Consider the following 20,713-nt stretch of genomic DNA (forward strand, 5'->3'; position numbering starts at 1 on the left):
AAACAAAATAACAAAATAAAGTAAGTTCTTCATAAGCATTACATTTTAAGTGAAACAAACATGCATATATGAATAATACAACTCAAGAAACAAGAAAGGACCGCTATAAGGAGTGTTATAAAACATAGAAACAAACTCGACTTTTTAGCTTTTAAAGTTCCGTTTCAGTATCTTTGTATCATCTTACGTAATCAAATTATGAGAAAGAAGAAGAAAAAACAAACGAATAGCAAGAAACAACTGACGCTCTTGATTGTCCTGATCATATGCGGCATCATCACCGCTTATCAGACAACGAACTCCAAAGAAAAGACTACTGCCCCTGAACAGACAGAAATCACCGTTCAGAGTACTCCTCAAAATTCCGATATATACATCAAGCAAACAACTGCCCCAAGTACTCCCGAAATACTTCTGCAACGTACCGGATACCTCGTATCCTATAACTCCAACACCCGCATTGCCAACTGGGTAGCCTGGCAACTGACTCCCGAACGTTTAAAGGAAAATACCGAGCGAACCAATAACTTCCGTCCCGACCCCGACCTGCCCAAAAGTAAAGCCGTCACCACGCAAGACTATAAAGGTAGTGGCTGGGACCGTGGGCACCTTTGTCCGGCAGGTGACAACAAATGGGACCGTGAAGCCATGATAGAAAGTTTCTACATGACCAACATCTGTCCCCAGCACCACAATCTAAACCGGGGCGACTGGAACGAACTGGAACAAAAATGCCGCAAGTGGGTGAAAAAAGACAGTTGTCTTTACATTGTAGCCGGTCCTATCTTCTATGACCGTAAGCCACAGACCATAGGCGAGCATAAAGTGGCCATACCGGATGCTTTCTTTAAAGTGATACTTTCTCTGCACAAAAAACCGAAAGCCATCGGATTTATCTATAAAAACAACGAAGGGAATAATCCACTGGACTCTTATGTAAACACTGTGGATGAAGTGGAGCGGATAACAGGGATAGACTTCTTCCCCGCCCTTCCCGATGATATAGAAAAGACGGTAGAAGCAAGCTATAATTTGAAAGACTGGAAATAGTTACTCAAAATTCAATGTACCGAAGAATTCGGGACAGTGGAAATTAGGCTTTTCCAGATTAATGGGATTCCATGAGAGGAAATGAGGCGTTTGTAACTTATCACCGCATTTGTAGAAATTGGCACGAACCGCCTTTCCGTCAAGACTGGTGATTTGATGTTTGAAAAAAGCAGAATAAGGAACGACTAATGCCAATTCCCAGCTACACTCTCCTACCCGTTCCTCAAAAGATTCGCGTCCCAGAGAAGACCAACGCTGCACTTTGTCCATTACTTCCTGCGGAGCATGTTCGCGATTGCTACGTCCGGCACCTGCACCGATCAGCAAAGTCCCCGCACAGTTACACTCTACATTATAATAAATGCCGTCTCCCGCAGGAATAGAAAAGAACTCTACGCAAGCATCTTCCCATACAGCACCGTTATCTCCGGCAGCTACAGCACGTACACTGGCTTCCTTTACTTTATAATGAACCAAAATCGCATCGTCTGTATGGGCAATACGGAACTGTACTTCCGGCTGATAAGGAAATGTTTCCCAATTCACCGTATTGATCGACTGAAAATCTACCTTTTCTTTGTCCAGCAAGGCAGGAACATTCTCCACCGCCACATTAGCCAGACTCACTTTCTTTACATTCAACTCTTTCATTTCTTTCTTTTGGGGGTTAGTTGCAGACAAGGGATAAAAACAGAGCATAGCTACTAACAAAGCTACTGATTTCAACACCAAGTATGCAGGGGTTCTTTTATTCATATTTTGATTGCATTAAAGAATTCATTTCTTTCGGGTTATGAGCTAAATGGGAATTTAGCGGTGAGATGTCGGAGTATCTCAATTCCCCTCCTCCTCGGAGGAGGGGTGCCCAGAGGGCGGGGTGGTAGGTGGGAAAGAATTCCTTAATATTCTTATTAATAGGTATTTATTATTTTACCTACCACCTCCCCCTACGGGTACTCCTCCTCCAAGGAGGAGGAGAATTGAGATAGTTCTGCCTATTCATTCTCACCGCTAAATTATCATTTAACTCATTTCTTCCCGGTTATAAACAGACCTTATACCAATGACTCCTTTATAAACTCCTTCATCTCCGGTGTATGTTCCTCGGCACTCTGAAGCAATTTGAACTGCGCTTTTGTACGTACAAGGTTGTGTTCCGGATATTTAATCTTATAATAAGTATCACCATTAATATAATCTGCCAAAAAACGAACACACTGCATATAGGGGAACAACGCAGCAGCATACGGCAAGTTCTCAATCTCTATCGGAAGCAAAAAGACTTTTGCAGACTCCAGATAGCCTTTTGCAAACGCCTTAAAAATTGCCATATTGAAATTCACATTATCCAGATCTTTATCATCCTCAGCGCCCGTATTGGCTGCCGAACGAAGAAAGTCACCGAAATCGGAAAAGATAAAATTGGGCATTACGGTGTCGAGATCAATCACGCAAAGCACCTTCCCTTCTTCATCGAACATCATATTGTTCACCTTCGTATCGCAGTGGCATACGCGTTTAGGCAATTTACCCTCACGATACAAGCGTTCACCTTTACACATTTCGTCCGCACGCTTTTCAATCTCATCCAGATAATACTGCACTTCTTTCACCCGGCCTGCCGCATCCGCAGCCACTGCATCCCGAAGCTGTTTCAGACGAAACTCCATATTATGGAAGTCAGGGATCGTCTCTCCCAGCGTATCCGGAATATCCGCAAGCATCGCCTGGAAATTGCCAAAAGCAACGCCGGCATAATAAGAATATTCCGCATCCACCGTTTCATAAGTCTTCGCATTGGGGATGAAAGTCATGATACGCCAATAGTTTTCGCCATCGTACCAATACGTTTTTCCCGTATCGGCAGGAATAAAAGAAAGCACCTTGCGGTCTATATCATCCGCTCCCTGTTCCGTAAGTTTCTTGCGGATATGCCGGGTAACGGCTTCAATGTTTGCCTGCAACATCTCCACATTCTGGAAGATAGCGTGGTTGATACGTTGCAATACATAGTCGGGCGCGTCGGCTTCCAGAGTAGTCACTTTGTACGTGTCATTGATCAGTCCGCTGCCCAAAGGCTGGATTTCGTTTACTGTACCCTTCGTATTGAAATGGGATACAATGGATTGGAGGTTATTCATGATATTTTATAATAGATTTAAAATTGGTATGCAAATATACGCCTTCCGAATGAAAGCAAAAGTCAAAATTCGTCCGACAAACGCCCAAAAATATACATTTCGACAGACATAACCATAAAAATCAGCCAATAAACATCCTCCTTTTGAGCAAAACGTCTTATATTTGTGTTTGAAACCTTAAAATACCGGAGGAAAAGTGCAAAAGTTTATCAGAACGCTGTTTCTTGTTTTAGTAAGCATAGTTACGGCAAACGTACACAGCCAGAATATCACTTTCAATCATCTGACCACCGACGACGGCCTATCTCAGTTTAGTGTCAACAGTTTGTATATTGATGAAAATGGTATCTTATGGATTGGTACGCGCGAAGGTTTAAACCGCTACAATGGAAACGATATACAGACTTACAAACTGAACAAAAACGATCCCTACAGCCTTTTCTGCAACACCGTGCTCCGCATGGCAGGCGACCAGAACGGGAAAATCTACCTGCTCTGTACCGAAGGGGTTGCCCAGTTCGACCTGACTACCCAACGCTTCACCACCCTCCTGCAAGGAAATATCAATAGCATATATTATAAAAACGGCCTTTTCATCGGAAAAAAGAACGAAATATACCGCTACAATGAGCAAACCGACAACTTCGATCTTTATTACCAGATGGCAGGAGAAAACATCGAAATATCCTGCATGTTCGAAGACAAAGGACACATGTGGATAGGAACCACCAGCGAAGGTGTGTTCAATCTGAAAATAGACGAGCATCTGCTAACCCACCCCATCGAGAAAGGAAATATCACCAGTATTTACCAGGACAATGCAGGCGAACTGTGGATCGGAAGCTGGGAAAAGGGACTCTTCCGGGTGAAAACAGACGGAAGCATCGAGAACCTGCGAAACGACCCGAAGAACCCGCACAGCATATCTTCCGATTTCGTGAGAGCCTGCTGTGAGGATAATCTTGGCAATATCTGGATAGGAACCTTCAACGGTCTGAACCGGTACAACAAAACAACAGGACTTTTCCAAAACCATACCTCCAACGAGATGCAGAATGAAGGACTTACACACTCGTCCATCTGGTGCATCGTAAAAGATAATCAGGGTACCTTATGGCTGGGTACTTACTTCGGCGGCGTCAATTACTTCAATCCCGAATATGAAATCTATACCCGGTACAAAGCCTCCATCCATGAAAAAGAGGGATTAAGCAGCCCCGTAGTCGGACGCACCATTGAAGATAAGAACGGAAATCTGTGGATTGGCACGGAAGGAGGCGGACTGAACTTCTACAACCGCCGGACACGTGAGTTCAAATGGTATCTTGCCGGACAGGGACGCAACAGCATCTCCCACAGCAACGTGAAAGCCCTTTATTATGACCCAGCAAAGGAAATCATCTGGATAGGAACCCATCTTGGCGGACTGAACAAACTGGATATCCGCACAGGCGCATTCACGCATTATCTGATGGAAGAAGGAAATCCGGAAACTCTTCCGTCCAATATCGTTCGCGACATAGCCCCCTACCAGGACCAGTTGATTGTTGCTACCCAAAACGGTATATGCCTGTTCAATCCTCAGACCGGGAAATGCCAACAACTCTTTAAAGACAGCAAAGAAGGGCGTAAGATAGCTATGGTTGCAGATGTAGAGGTAGACAATAACGGCACGCTCTGGATTGCCGCCACAGGCGAAGGTATCTTCTCCTACCGCTTCGACACCAACAAACTGACCAATTACCGTCACGACGGGACGCAAGCGCACAGCCTCAGCAACAATAATGTGAACAACATTATGCAGGACAGCAAGGGTAACTTGTGGTTCTCCACTTCGGGAAGCGGCCTCGATCTGTACCGTCCCGCTACCAACGATTTCGAAAACTTCGACAAGGGCAAAAACGGACTTGTCAGCGATTGCATCTACGATACACAAGAATCCCCCGTCAGCGGTAAACTGATACTGATTACCAATCAGGGTTTCTCCATCTTCGATCAGAAAGCGGAAAAATTCCAGAACTACAGCGTGGAGAATGGTTTCCCACTGACGGCTGTCAATGAAAACGCGCTTTGCGTGACACGCGACGGAGAAATCTTTCTTGGCGGTACGCAAGGTATGCTCTCATTCAATGAACTGGAACTTAATTTCACCCCGAAGCCTTACAAGATCATCCTTTCCCGCCTCATCGTAAACGGCGCCGAAGTAAAAGTGAGCGATGAAACGGGCATTTTAACGCAATCCCTATGCCATACACGGGAAATCACCCTGAATGCTAACCAAACCATGTTCAGCATCGAATTTGCCACCTCCAACTACGTGGCAGCCAATAAGGATGAAATCATCTACAAGCTGGAAGGTTTCTCCGACGACTGGAACAGCACGCGCGGCCAACCTGTCATCACCTACACAAACCTGAACGCCGGAACATACAATCTGCTGATTAAGCCTAAAGGAAAAGAAGAATCCATCTGTCCGCAGGTGCATCTTACGATTCATGTACTGCCACCTTATTATAAAACCCCACTCGCCTATCTTATTTATCTGATAGTGACCGGCATCCTTTTGTGGTATCTGGTGAAGACATACAAATCAAGAATCAAGCTGCGTGAATCGTTGAAGTACGAACAGAAGCATATACAAGACGTGGAAGCGCTGAACCAATCGAAATTACGCTTCTTCACCAACATCTCTCACGAGTTCCGCACACCGCTTACGCTCATCGTGTCGCAGGTGGAAACCCTGATGCAATTACAGAACTTCACACCCACCATTTATAATAAGATACTGAGCATTTACCAGAACAGCATCCAGCTGCGCGAGCTCATCACCGAGCTCCTAGACTTCCGCAAACAGGAACAAGGGCACATGAAGGTAAAAGTCAGCCCGCACAACATCGTGCATTTCCTTTATGAGAATTACCTCATCTTCATGGAATATGCAAGCAGCAAGCAGATCAATTTCAACTTCGAGAAAGACAGTGAAGGTCTGGAAGTGTGGTATGACCAGAAGCAAATGCAGAAGGTAATCAACAACCTGTTATCCAATGCCATCAAGCATACCCAAGCCGAAGATACCATCACACTCAGCATCACCACCGAAGGCAATGAAGCCGTAATTCGCGTGACTGATACAGGCAGCGGCATCGACGCCAAAGAAGTAGATAAGATATTCGACCGCTTCTATCAGACAGAGCAGATGGACAGTCTCACCACCGGCGTAGGTACCGGTATCGGTCTGGCTTTGACCAAAGGTATCGTCGAACTGCACCACGGCACCATCAAGGTAGAAAGCGAACTGGGCAAAGGTAGCAGCTTCATCGTCCGCCTCCGCTTGGGCAACGCCCACTTCAATGCCGAGGAAATCAGCAAGAAGAACGAAGACGTACAGCAAATAGAGCAACCGCAAACTTCCGAAATAGACGCTTCACTCAAAGCCGAACTGGAAGAAAATGCCCCGATTAAGCGTATGCCTGATGTCAAGATGGTTATCGTGGAAGACAACGCCTCCATTCGTGAGATGTTGGAAAACATCTTCCGCCCATTCTATCAGGTGCTGACAGCCGCAGACGGTGAAGAAGGTCTGGAACTGATACAGAAGGAAATGCCGAATATTGTGGTAAGCGACGTCGTTATGCCCAAAATGTCCGGTACCGAACTCTGCAAACTGATTAAGAATGATTTCAATACCTGCCACATACCGGTAGTACTGCTTACCGCACGAACTGCCGTAGAGCAGAACATAGAAGGACTGCGCATCGGTGCGGACGATTACATCACCAAACCATTCAATACGAATCTGTTGATTTCGCGTTGTAACAACCTGGTAAATTCACGCATTCTCTTGCAGGAAAAGTTCAGTAAACAACCACAGGCTTATGCGCAGATGCTTGCCACCAACCCGATAGATAAGGAAATCCTGGACCGCGCCATCAGCATCATCGAAAAGAATCTGGATAATACGGAATTTAATGTCAACATCTTCGCCCGCGAAATGGCTATGGCACGCACCAACCTGTTCACCAAACTGAAAGCCATCACCGGACAAACACCGAATGACTTCATCCTGACCATCCGCCTGAAAAAAGGCGCCCTGATGTTGCGGAACAACCCGGAACTGAACATCACCGAGATATCGGACAAGATAGGTTTCAGCTCTTCGCGCTACTTCTCAAAGTGTTTCAAGGATGTATATCACGTCAGTCCGCTTGCCTACCGCAAAGGGGAAGACGCCGACAAAGAGGAGAAAAACGAGGAAGACGAAGAGGGCTGACGAACCGCTTAAACATTCCACTCCGTTCCACCGAATTGAAACAAAACTTTCTTCCCTGAGAAACAAAACTTCCTTTCCTAAGGAAGAAGAGTTTCTTACCTGAGAAACAAACGTTCCAATACGGTGGAACGGAAATGTCACTATACTTTGTACATTTTCGCCCTTCTACTGTACTTCATTATACACATAATCCAGAGAAAGCCACTACCTTTGACCTCAGAAATAACAATCTAAAGTCAAAGAGCTATGAAACAATTTTCCCCCTTATGGTCTCTCCTCCCGGGCGCAGCCCTGATAGCCGGATGCGGAAATCCATCGAAAAAGGAAGCCACCGACCACGCCCGTCAGAAACCGAATGTAATATATCTGATTGCCGACGACCTGGGCATCGGTGACTTGAGTTGCTATGGCGCTACCAAGATAAGTACTCCTAATATCGACCGTCTTGCCGGACAAGGTGTACAGTTTACCAATGCCTATGCCACTTCCTCTACCAGTACACCTTCCCGCTTCGGTCTGTTGACGGGCATGTATCCCTGGCGACAGGAGAATACGGGAATCGCTCCGGGTAACTCTGAACTGATTATCGACACAGCCTGTGTCACTATGGCCGATATGTTCAAGGCAGAAGGCTATGCCACCGGTGCCGTAGGCAAATGGCATCTGGGACTCGGCCCCAAAGGTGGTACGGACTTCAATCATCTGATAAAGCCTAATACCCAGGATATAGGCTTTGATTACGAATACATCATTCCCGCCACGGTTGACCGTGTACCTTGCGTATTCGTTGAAAACGGACATGTAGTAGGTTTAGATCCCAACGACCCCATTACCGTCAACTATAACCACAAAGTGGGTGACTGGCCTACCGGATTGGAGAATCCGGAACTTGTAAAGCTGAAACCCAGCCAGGGGCATAACAATACGATTGTGAATGGTATTCCCCGCATTGGTTGGATGACCGGTGGTAAATCTGCTCTTTGGGTGGATGAGGACATTGCAGATGTCATCACAGGCAAAGCAAAAGATTTTATTATCAAGCATAAAGACGAACCTTTCTTTATGTACATGGGTACGCAAGATGTACATGTTCCACGCGTCCCCCACGCCCGTTTCGCCGGAAAGAGCGGTATGGGAACCCGTGGTGACGTAATCCTGCAACTGGACTGGACTGTGGGTGAGATTATGAATACTCTGGACAGTCTGAACCTTGCGGATAACACCATCTTTGTATTCTGTAGTGATAATGGCCCTGTCATTGACGACGGTTATCAGGATCAGGCCCTCGAACTGCTGAACGGTCACACTCCTATGAAGCAATACCGTGGTGGAAAGTACAGTGCCTATGAAGCCGGAACACGTATTCCATTCATTGTACGTTGGCCTGCCGGTATTCAGCCTTGCAAACAGCAAGCTCTATTCTCTATGATCGACGTGTATGCTTCTTTAGCTACGTTGTTGAATCATCCGCTAACACCTGCAACTGTTGCTCCTGACAGCCGTGACCAATTGGCCACTTTCTTAGGGAAAGATAATACCGGATGCGACTATGTAGTGCAACAGAATTTGAACAATACTTTATCGATTATTCAAGGAACATGGAAGTACATCGAACCAAGTGATAAGCCCGCCATCGAACACTGGACTAAAATGGAGTTAGGGAATGATCCAAAGCCCCAACTGTACAATATTTCCATAGATCCATCGGAGAAAAATAACGTTGCAGCAGCACATCCGGAGATGGTAAAAGAGCTTTCAGCACTACTGGAACAGGTGAAGGCCGGAAAGAACCAAGGAATAAAGTAAGGAATCGTACAGAACGGGGGTTCTTTATCAAGAATGTACAAATTCGTACTTTTTGCGAACTATTGACTAATACATCTGATATATCCATCACGTACATTTGCAATGTGATTCGAGTCGTTTAACGAGAAAAAACAACCTTTTTAATAACTAATTAATTTAATATTTATGAAACAGAAAGTAACCTTAATGCTATTGGCCGCTTTTCTTTGCTTCGTATCAGGCGTACAAGCACAGACAGGTAGTCAAATTACAGGTAAAATTGTCGATGCTATGGGAGAACTTCCCGGAGTTAGCGTCGTTGTGAAAGGAACTACCAACGGAACAGTAACCGGACTGGACGGTAACTTCAAATTAGAGAACGTAAAACCTGCCGATATAATACAATTCTCTTTTATCGGTTATAAAACCCAGGAAATAAAAGTCGGTAACCAGAAAGTATTCAATATAACCTTACAGGAGGATGCACAAGCCCTTGGAGAGGTTGTAATCACTGCCGGTTACGGAGACATCAAACGCAAAGACTTCACCGGTGCAGCTGGTAAAGCCAATATGGGAGACATGATGAAAGCGCCGATTGCAAGTTTCGACCAGGCACTGGCCGGACGTATAGCCGGTGTGCAAGTTTCATCTAACGAAGGTATGCCTGGATCTACATTCAACATTGTAGTACGTGGTAACAACTCATTGACTCAATCCAACTCACCACTTTATGTAATCGACGGTTTCCCGGTTGAAGATGCCAATGCAGCTTCCATCAACCCCGCCGATATAGAATCTTTGGATATCCTGAAAGATGCTTCCGCCACAGCTATCTATGGTGCCCGTGGCGCCAACGGTGTAGTGATCATTACTACTAAAAAAGGCACGGCAGGCAAAGCTACCGTAACCTATAACGGCAGTTTCAGCGTACAGAAGATTATCAATACTATTGATATGATGGACGCCTATGAATTCGTAAAATTGCAAGGTGAAGTCCGTTCCAAAGCTGAAATGGAAAGTACATGGTTCAGCAACTATCCATGGAAAGATGATAATGGCGTAAAACGTGATCTTGAATTCTATCGCAATTTGCCTGCAGACGTAAAGCAATACGACTGGCAAGACAAGATTTTCCGTTCGGCGCTTACTCACAATCATTATGCATCGCTCAATGGCGGTAAAGAAGGAACACGCTACAGTGCATCTTTATCTTATATGAATCAAGAAGGTATTATCACGAACTCTGATTTCGAACGTTATCAAGGCCGTGTCAGTCTCGATCAAAGGATAAGTGATAAGTTCAAAGTAAATCTTAATGCTAACTATACGCGTGCCATTACAAACGGTACATCACCTTCAAGTACCGTATCCAGTGCTACCAGCAGCTTAATGTATAGCGTATGGGGATATCGTCCGGTTACTTATGACAACGCAGACCTGGAAAACTCACTCTTCGACCCTGCGGTAGATAGCTCAAACGACTATCGTTTCAATCCTATCCTTAATCAACGCGAAGAATATAGAAAACGCATTGAAGATAATCTTGTAGCCAATACATTTGTCGAATATACCATTTTGCCGGGATTCAAAGCCAAAGTTTCTGCCGGTTACAGACTCAAGAATGTTACAAACGAACAGTTCAATAACTCAAAGACTCGTTACGGTAATCCCACCCGTTCTGAAGGTGTAAACGCCTCTATGGGTACAACGGAAAACCGCTCATGGCTGAATGAGAATACCTTGACATACGTAAAGACTTTCAATAAGAAGCATAATCTCAATGCACTGGCAGGTATCACTTTCCAAGGTGACTATTACAAGTACTATTACATGAAAGTACAGCAAATCACGAACGAAGCCCTTGGCATGAGTGGTATGGACGAAGGTACTCCCAGTAAAGTAGAGTCTTCCTTATCCGAATCCAAACTGATGTCTTATTTGGCACGTGTAAACTATAACTATGATAGCAAGTACTACCTTACCGCTTCTTTCCGTGCGGACGGATCTTCCAAATTCGTAGGTAATAACCGTTGGGGATATTTCCCTTCTGCATCTGTAGCTTGGAACTTCAATCGTGAAGCATTCCTCGAAAAAGCATCTAGCTGGCTGAGTAATGGTAAGTTACGTTTAAGTTGGGGTATGACAGGTAACAACCGTGTAGGCGACTTTGCCGCACTGGCCAAACTCTATTCAAGCGTCACAACCGAATATGTTTTTAACAACAGCTATTATCCAGGATATGCTTTGAGCGCTTTGGCAAACAAAGATTTGAAATGGGAAACTACAGATCAGGTGAACTTAGGTTTCGACCTCGGTTTCTTCGATGACAGAATCAACCTCACGGTCGATGTCTATCACAAATTAACCCGTGATCTGTTGCTGAATGCAGACCTTCCTTATTCTACCGGTTTCTCATCCGCTTATAAGAATATCGGAAAGATGCAGAACCGTGGTCTTGAAATCACTCTTGAGACCCAAAACATCAAAACAAAAGATTTCACGTGGAATACCAACTTTAATATCTCTTTTAACCGTGGTAAGATTAAAGAACTGAATGCAGGTCAGGAAACTCTTCTCAGCACAGTTTCATTTGACAATGGTTACCAGACTCCCTCTTACATCGCACAAGTAGGAAAACCAGTAGGGTTGATGTACGGATTCGTATATGATGGTACTTATAAATATGAAGATTTTGACAAGACTGCATCCGGAGATTATATCCTGAAGGCAAATATACCCAACAATGGCGGCGACCGTACAGCTATCAAACCGGGTACAGCCAAATATAAAGATATCAACGGAGACGGTGTAGTAAACGATAATGACCGCACAATTATCGGTCGTGGACATCCGATACACACAGGTGGTTTCACCAATAACTTCACATATAAAGATTTTGATTTATCCATCTTCTTCCAATGGAGCTATGGTAACAATATTATCAATGCCAACCGTCTGATCTTTGAAAACGGTGAGCCTCGCAAAGAAACCAATATGTTTGCATCTTATATAAATCGCTGGACTCCTGAAAATCCGAACAGCGATATTCCAGCTGTACGCGGACAAGGTCCGAAAGTATTCTCTTCACGTGTAATTGAAGATGGTTCATACCTTCGTCTGAAAACAATATCCCTGGGATATAATGTTCCTGCTAAAGCTTTGAAAAAATGCTCGCTCTCTTCTGCCCGTATCTTCATATCTGGTGAAAATCTGTTAACATTCACATCTTATTCAGGATACGACCCGGAAGTATCTGTACGTAACTCCGCATTAACTCCCGGATTTGATTATTCTGCATATCCGCGTGCATACAATTTCTCTGTGGGATTAAACATCGGTTTTTAATAACTTTAAATACGAAATAACAATGAAATTCAATAAAATCATAACAGCCCTTGCATTCAGCTTTACTTTAGGCTCATGCAACTTTCTGGATACTGTTCCACAAGACTTTGTGGCTCCTGAAAATTTCTTCAAGAACCAAGATGAAGCATTCATGTCGTTGACCACTGTATACAACCGCCTCACACGCCAAGAGGTATATGGTAACGTCTATCCGCTGATGGTAGTTGGAACCGACGATTTGGGATATTATGATCGAAACACAATCCCCGTTGGTATCTACAATAATAATTACAGTACCAGTGATCCTGACGTGCTGAACCTTTGGAAGTACTTATATGACGGCATCAACAATGCCAACTTCCTGCTAGAAAACATCGACAATGTCCCCGACATGAACGCCGACGTTAAAACTCTTTATGTTGGTGAAGCAAAATTCCTCCGTGCATACTGCTACTTTCTCTTAGCACAATGTTGGGGAGATGTACCTTACCGTACTGCATCCCAACAATCGGCAATAGATGTAGATCTTGCCAAAACCCCACAAAAAGAAGTGCTCGAAAATGTGGTGGCCGAAATGGAAGAAGCAGAAAGAATGGTAGGCGAAATAGATGAAGTACCTGCCGGGCGTATCAACAAATCAGCAGTAAGAGGTATCTTGGCACGTGTTTATCTCAAATTGGCCGGGTGGCCCGTAAACGGCGGAAAACCGATGTATGAGAAAGCCGCTTATTGGGCTAAAGAAGTGAATAAGGACAAAAAACATCAACTGAATCCTGATTACAAGCAGATATTCATTAATCTTGCTTCGGATGAAGTAGACACCAAATATCGTGAATCTATCTGGGAAGCCGAGTTCAAAGGAAACCGCCAAGATGCACATCAAGGCTCAGGACGTATAGGAAATACCATAGGTATCTCAAACGGTGACAATTCTTTAAGTTCCGAGGGTTATTCTTATGGCTTCATCTCTTGTACCATCAATTTATGGGATATGTATAATGATATAGACGGTGACGGAATGGTAGATGAAGGATTCTCGGAAGGTAGTGTCAACGAACGGGAACATCCAGATGCACGCCGCGATTGGAACATTGCTCCGTATCGTTTTGCCAAAAAGGCAACAGGAGAATACATTAAGTTGAACTGGGGATATAAAGGAGTTAAGAATATCAATGTCGATGGTGAAGACAAAGGTGTTTTTACAGCCACACAATATGTTCAGCGTAATGCCGGCAAGTACCGCCGCGAATACGAAGTCATCACTCCGCGTGACAAGAACCAGACGCCTATCAACTATCCTATTCTGCGTTATGCTGATGTACTGCTAATGATTGCTGAAGCTGAGAATGAAGTGAACCAAGGCCCGACAAAAGCAGCCTACGATGCCATCAATGAAGTGCGCAAACGTAGTATTGAAGGTGTAAAGGAAGTCACCAATATGGACTATGCAACCTTTAAACAACTGGTAAAAGACGAACGTGCCCGCGAACTCTGCTTTGAAGGTACACGCAAATACGACCTCATCCGTTGGGGAGACGATTACCAACATAATATGCGTGCCGTAGCCGCCAATACAAACGACTCACGCTGGGACAATGGCAAGAAATTTGCAGCAAGCTATGCAAACAATGCTACCGACCGTTATAAATGGTTACCCATTCCTAACCGTGAACTTGGATTGAATAAACTTCTGGAACAGAACAATGCATGGAAATAATGTTCTACTAGAAAATAATTAAACATTAAATAGCTTTTGAGTATGAAAACAAAAAAATATATCTACACTTTGGCCGCTCTCGCAATGTTTACAGCTTGCAATGACTTGGATCCCGAAGATGTAAAATTCGACGTTATAGCCGATAAGATGGTAACCGTCGCAGGTGAGCCTGTTACCTTCAACTTTGATGGAAATCCAAACTTTATCACTTTCTTTTCTGGCGAAGACGGTCACAAATATGTCAACCGTGACCGCATAGAGTTGGATCCAAGTGATATAAAAGCATCTACATTGTCGTTCAAGGTACAATCACAATACGGTAAACAGACTGACGCTTTCCATGTATATCTTTCGAAAGACTTCCCCGGACTGACTAAAAAAGATACAGTTGCCGACCGTAAACTGATTCAAGAACACGCTTGGGATGAGATTACAGAAGCCTGTGGTTTGGCCGGTGCAGATGGTAAGACAGTTACCGTTAAAGATTTTGATCTGAGTGCCTACCAGGGAGGGTTGACTTTAGCTTTCCGCTTTATGGGAGACACCAAAACAACCCCACAACGCACTATTACAATCACAGATCTGGTAGTCAAAAATACTCTGACCAATGGTAGTATTACAGAAGTAACCGGGCCTAATATGAACTTTTCCTGTTTTGACATCAATCCCTCCAACCTGGAAAACAACTGTTACAAAACAGTCACTTCCGGTAGTGTCATACAAGGAACATGGAGCCTCATCAACCTGAAAGACAACAAAATCATTATGCAGGGAGGTAAGGACGGACAGGCAACTTGGGCTGACAATGACGACTGGCTCATAGCCAACACCATCAAACTGAACTCTTGCTCACCCGATACCGGAGAAAATATCAAAGATATCAATCGGCGCGTAAACAGCTACTCTTATATTTTCAATCAGGCCGGTACTTATACTGTCACTTTCCTTGCCGGAAACAGTAATGTAGAAGGTTTTAAAGTAATGACTAAAGAACTGACTATTGAAGTAAAAGAAAAGCCCCAACAACAATAATACCACAATTTCTGACCTTAATCAATTTCGTGATGTGCAGTCACCTTCCATATATCTCCTCCCCAAAAAGGAATACATGAAGGTGGCTGTACTTTTTTCCTACCTGTACTAATCTAAAAATAAATGCTAATGTCAAGATACAATATATTATTCCTAATCTTGTTATGTGTGAGCTACCGGCTATCTGCCCAACATATAGGCTTCGAAGAGAAAATTCCCCAGAACTTTCAGCCTTCTGACAAACATGCACTAGCTTTATCCTCCTTATATTATAAAGAAGGACACAAAAGCCTTGAGTGGAATTTCCGCCCGGGTTCCACCCTCCTTATCAAAACAGAAAACCCTATTACATTGACTGAACAAACAGAAACCTCAGCAGGTATCACTTTATGGATTTATAACGAAAAGCCTCAGCAAGATTCCATCCGCTTTGAATTTCTCTCGCCTCAGGGGCATATATCCTACTGGTTTAGCTTTCGGTTGGCATCGGCAGGTTGGCGTGCCTGCTGGATAGGTTTCCAGCACATGAAAGGAGACAAACTGAATAAAGAAATAGCAAGCTACCGATTAGTAGCTCCCAACCGTAAAGGACGTATCTTCTTAGACCGCCTCACTTTCCCTGTGAAGAAGATAAATGACCGCACCACTCCCGACCTGCAAATGCCTTACAATAATTCCCTCTCATACCGTGACCTCTGGCATTGGTGCCGTGTATGGCAATGGGAACAATATGACTATGACCTGCCTTTGCCCAATTCTCTGAATAAGAAAGAAATAGAAGATCTCCGCACGATAGAGCAACGTCTGACAACTACTTTAGACATAAAGAAAGCTCCCTCGGAAGTTATAGCCAAAGCATATACAGTCTTCAAAAAAGCAAATATACAACATTCAGGCACCGGCTTCATTGGTGCTCCGATTGTAGCCCCCGACGAAATAAATCGCAAAGCAGGAGAAATATCCTGGAACGATTTGGAAACCATGCTTTCCGGATTTGCTTACGACGCTTATTACAACCATTCTTCAACAGGCCTAGAAAATTACCTCACAGTATGGGATTTTGCCATTAACCAGGGATTCGCCTATGGCAGCGGAATGGGAACCAATCATCACTATGGCTATCAAGTACGGAAAATCTATACCACAGCCTGGCTGATGCGTGATGCCATTTGGAAAGCTCCCAACCGTGATAATATCTTATCAGCCCTCATCTTCTGGTCTGCCCTGTCCGAGACCCGTAAACCCTATCAATACGGAAGAGACGAATTGTTAGACAGCTGGCACACTTTGCTGATGGCGAAAACCGTATCCGCTCTGCTCTTTATCGACGAACGGGAACGGGCACGTGCTCTTAAAGGGCTTTCTCGCTGGGTTTCGACCTCACTTCACTATACTCCCGGAACCATTGGCGGCATCAAGGTAGATGGTACCACATTCCATCATGGAGGTTTCTACCCTGCTTATACTACCGGAGTACTCGCCATGGTAGGACAGTTTATCGCATTTACCAACCAAACGGAATATGAACCGACCGAAGAGGCCCGGCAGACATTAAAGTCGGCCTTTATCTCCATGCGCAACTATTGCAACAAATACGAATGGGGGATTGGCATCAGCGGAAGACATCCTTTCAGAGGGTCAATGAAAGAAGACGACGTCGCTGCTTTCGCCTATCTTGCCCTCTCCGGCGATCTTTCTGGAGAAAAGAATGATTTCGACCGGCATCTGGCAGCCGATTATCTTCGCCTTTGCCAGAAGAACACACCGGAAGCACGCTACTTCAAAGAACAAGGCATACACCCCGCTGATGCACCGCAGGGATTTTTTGTCTACAACTATGGCTCAGCCGGTATTTTCCGCCGTGCAGACTGGATGGTTACTCTTAAAGGATATACCACTGACGTATGGGGAGCTGAGATTTATACGAAGGATAACAGATATGGACGTTACCAAAGCTACGGCTCGGTACAAATCATGGGGCAACCTTCACGCCTTGCCAGCGGATATGATGAGAATGGTTGGGACTGGAACCGCCTACCCGGCACCACAACCATCCACCTGCCATTTGAATTACTGGACAGTCCACTGCCTGGAACCACGATGGCACGTTCGAAAGAGAATTTCTCCGGAAGCAGTTCACTAGAAGGAAAGAACGGAATGTTTGCCATGAAACTGATGGAACGTAGCCTCAAAAACTTTACTCCGGACTTTGTCGCCCGTAAGTCCGTCTTCTGTTTCGGTAACAGAATGATATGTTTAGGAACTGGAATCAATAATAGCAACTTCTCTTACCCTACAGAAACTACTCTTTTCCAAAGCACCTTCCGAAAAGACAGTACAAGCATATTTGTCGATGGAAAAAAACGAAATAAGATGTTTTATAAAGAACTGAATGATGGAAAGTTACATTGGATACAAGATGGATACAACAATCACTATTTCGTCAAAGGAAATATAGAAGTACAGATCGCCCGACAAGACTCCCGCCATGAAAAAACACGGGTACAAACATATGGTACATTTTCGTCAGCATGGATTAATCACGGCAAAGCACCGCGAGATGCTGAATACGAATATATGGTACTGATACAACCGAGTTCGGATGAACTGGATATTGCCCGGCGTAAACAAACATACCAAATAGTACAAAAAGATCATACGGCACACATCGTCTTTGATGAAGAGACCGGTATTACAGCTTATGCGGTTTTCGAAGATTACACTCCCCTAACTGACAGACTTCTCCTCCAAGTTCCTGCAGAAACAATGGTAATGCAGAGAAAAGTAGATAAAAAGCAAATATTAGTCAGTATATGCGATCCTAATCTGCATATTACGGAGAAAAGTTTCACAACCAAAGAAGCTAGTCAGCCTATTGAAAAGAAACTACTTTTAAAAGGGAAATGGGAAATGGACAATCCTAGCGAAAAAGTATCCCTATCCTCTGTTGGGGAGAATACGCAATTGACCGTTATTTGCCAACATGGACAACCTGTAGAATTCACACTGAAAACAATTCATTAGAACCTTATATTTATGAATACAAAAAAACTTCTTATCCTCCTCGTGGGGATGATACTAAACATCAGCCACCTGCAAGCCAAGACTCCAACATTTCACGGACTGCAGTTCAACACCATCCCCACTATCTGGGACGAAGCAATTCCTTTGGGAAACGGCATCATAGGAAATCTTATTTGGGAGAAAGACGGAAATTTGCGTTTAGCATTGGACAGGGCAGATCTGTGGGATTTACGCCCTGTCAAAGAATTTGAGTCTCCTTCTTACTCCTATCAGTTTGTTTGCAATGAGGTAATCCGCAACAAAGATCTTTCTAAAGTTCGCGCTTTGATCGACGACCGTAGCAGAAAAGACTGTGCTCCCACAAAAATCCCGGTAGGAGCCATCGAATTCCCGATAGATAAATTAGGAAAAGTAAAGAATGTTGAACTAGATGTACACACGGCTGTTTGTACCATCACTTGGGAATGTGGAGCCATTGGTAAATTCTTTACCAGTGCCATCGACAAAACAGGCCATTTCCGATTTGAGAATTTGCCTGAAATGCTTTCTATCGAATTACAGGCACCACGTTTTGAAGATGACGGTTCCAGTATACAAAGAGTCAGTGCTCCCCGTACTCATCTGCTCACCCGGTTAGGATATAAGAATGGTAAAATGACCCGACGTAATAATAGCATTGTTTATCGCCAGAAAGCTTATGGAAGAGTAAGTTATGAAGTAGCATTGAAATGGGATGCTCCTGCTCAGCAAATCTTGGAAGGAAGCTATTGCATCACCACTCAAGGTACCTGGTACAGCGAAACTGTGCAGGCTGCTAATTTCATGAAGGAATACGCAAAAGACTTCCATACGGCATTGGCTGAGCATACCGACTGGTGGAATGCGTATTGGGAGAAATGCCAGATTCATTTACCCGATCCCATCTTAGAGACTCAATGGTACTTAGAAATGTATAAGTTTGGTGCTGCCTCTAGAAAAGACGCCCCTCCTATCTGCCTACAGGCCGTATGGACTGCTGACAACGGGCAGACTCCTCCGTGGCGTGGTGATTTTCACAATGACTTGAACACACAACTTAGCTATTGGCCGGGATACAGTGCCAATCATCTGGAAGAATCACGTGTATTTACCGACTGGCTCTGGAAAATAAAAGATAACGGAGAAGATTTTACCCGTCGTTTCTTTAAGGTAGAAGGCCTGAATGTACCTTGCATAGCCACATTAGAAGGAAAAGCTATCGGAGGATGGAGCCCTTATTCTCACCAGCCCACCACAAGCGGTTGGCTCGCTCACCATTTTTACCAACAATGGAAGTATGAAGCAGATGCCGATTTCCTGGAAAACCAAGCATATCCTTGGGTTAAAGAGGTAGCCCGCTATTTTGAAAATATCTCCATGAAAACGACGGATAACAAACGCAAACTACCCTTGTCCACTTCTCCGGAAATCAACGATAATGAACTGGATGCATGGTTCCAGAAAACCACCAATTACGATTTAGCCAATATACGTTTCACTTATACAGCCGCAGTAGAAATGGCAGATGCATTAGGGCTGAAGGAAGACGCTACCCACTGGCGCAAACAACTGGAAGAATGGCCTGATTTCGCCTCAGACAGTACAGGGCTGACTATCGCCCCCGGATACCCATTGGCAGAATCTCACCGACATCTCTCACATATGTTAGCTTTTCATCCCTTCGGACTACTCGATATATCACAAGGTAAAGAGGTTGAAAGTTTGATCAAACGTTCCATACATCATGTGGAAGAATTGGGCAATGAATTCTGGATTGGCTATACCTATACCTGGTTGGCCAATATGCAAGCTCGTATATTCGATGGAGATGCCGCCGCACGTAATCTGCACATTTTCATTAAAGCATTCTGTTCACCTAACAGCTTTCATCTTAACGGTGACCAGTTAAAAAAAGGATATACTTCTTTCACTTATCGCCCTTTCACTTTAGAAGGAAACTTTGCATTCGCCTCGGCTATACAAGAAATGCTTATGCAGAGCCATACAGGAATCATACGTGTCTTCCCTGCTATCCCTGAAGGGTGGAGAGAAGCTAGTTTTGATAAAATGAGAGCTATAGGAGGATTTCTAGTCAGTGCCAATTATCAAAATGGTAAAGTACAGAGTATAACAATACAATCCGAGAAAGGAGGAATACTGAAAGTACTAAATCCGTTCACCGGTCAAATAGAGGAGAGGCAAACCCAATCAGGAGAAATCATAAAAATAACTCCAAACACTATCTAACTAAAATAAGCCTTAATCAATTTGATACGTATACAGGGGGGGGGGAAGAATTTTACGGTCCTTCCCTCCCCTTTTTACAGACAT

General features: G+C 44.2%; 10 protein-coding genes. 8 read left to right on the forward strand and 2 right to left on the reverse strand.

The window, feature by feature from the left end; translation table 11 throughout:
• Positions 1-198: 198 nt before the first annotated feature.
• Positions 199-1,050 (forward strand): DNA/RNA non-specific endonuclease, encoded by an 852-nt coding sequence (locus BN161_RS09925; protein WP_044265485.1) that lies wholly within the window; start codon positions 199-201, stop codon positions 1,048-1,050.
• Here the strand turns inward: BN161_RS09925 and BN161_RS09930 are convergent, their stop codons facing one another.
• Entirely contained in the window at positions 1,051-1,749 is a 699-nt protein-coding gene (locus tag BN161_RS09930) for a carbohydrate-binding family 9-like protein (protein ID WP_209441895.1), read from the reverse strand.
• A gap of 356 nt (positions 1,750-2,105) precedes the next feature.
• Positions 2,106-3,191, reverse strand: a complete 1,086-nt coding sequence (locus tag BN161_RS09935; protein ID WP_044265489.1) for a phosphotransferase enzyme family protein — start codon at positions 3,189-3,191, stop codon at positions 2,106-2,108.
• A 196-nt stretch (positions 3,192-3,387) separates the two neighbouring features.
• Between BN161_RS09935 and BN161_RS09940 the strand changes: the two genes are divergently transcribed.
• The 7 genes from BN161_RS09940 (at position 3,388) to BN161_RS09970 (ending at position 20,629) form a co-directional block, all read left to right on the forward strand.
• Entirely contained in the window at positions 3,388-7,461 is a 4,074-nt protein-coding gene (locus tag BN161_RS09940; protein ID WP_044265492.1) for a hybrid sensor histidine kinase/response regulator transcription factor, read from the forward strand.
• A gap of 246 nt (positions 7,462-7,707) precedes the next feature.
• A complete protein-coding gene (locus BN161_RS09945) occupies positions 7,708-9,267 on the forward strand; it encodes a sulfatase-like hydrolase/transferase (protein ID WP_044265494.1) in 1,560 nt (519 codons plus the stop codon).
• A 165-nt stretch (positions 9,268-9,432) separates the two neighbouring features.
• The gene (locus tag BN161_RS09950; protein WP_044265496.1) at positions 9,433-12,591 is read left to right on the forward strand and encodes a SusC/RagA family TonB-linked outer membrane protein; all 3,159 of its coding nucleotides are present in this window, start codon (positions 9,433-9,435) and stop codon (positions 12,589-12,591) included.
• Between the two features lie 22 nt (positions 12,592-12,613).
• Entirely contained in the window at positions 12,614-14,308 is a 1,695-nt protein-coding gene (locus tag BN161_RS09955) for a RagB/SusD family nutrient uptake outer membrane protein (protein WP_044265498.1), read from the forward strand.
• A gap of 42 nt (positions 14,309-14,350) precedes the next feature.
• Positions 14,351-15,340, forward strand: a complete 990-nt coding sequence (locus tag BN161_RS09960; protein ID WP_044265500.1) for a DUF5017 domain-containing protein — start codon at positions 14,351-14,353, stop codon at positions 15,338-15,340.
• Positions 15,341-15,469: 129 nt separating this feature from the next.
• Positions 15,470-18,364 (forward strand): chondroitinase family polysaccharide lyase, encoded by a 2,895-nt coding sequence (locus BN161_RS09965; protein ID WP_394332289.1) that lies wholly within the window; start codon positions 15,470-15,472, stop codon positions 18,362-18,364.
• Between the two features lie 12 nt (positions 18,365-18,376).
• The gene (locus tag BN161_RS09970) at positions 18,377-20,629 is read left to right on the forward strand and encodes a glycosyl hydrolase family 95 catalytic domain-containing protein (RefSeq protein ID WP_044265504.1); all 2,253 of its coding nucleotides are present in this window, start codon (positions 18,377-18,379) and stop codon (positions 20,627-20,629) included.
• Positions 20,630-20,713: the final 84 nt, after the last annotated feature.

The sequence above is a fragment of the Bacteroides timonensis genome (assembly GCF_000513195.1).
Taxonomy (GTDB): domain Bacteria; phylum Bacteroidota; class Bacteroidia; order Bacteroidales; family Bacteroidaceae; genus Bacteroides; species Bacteroides timonensis.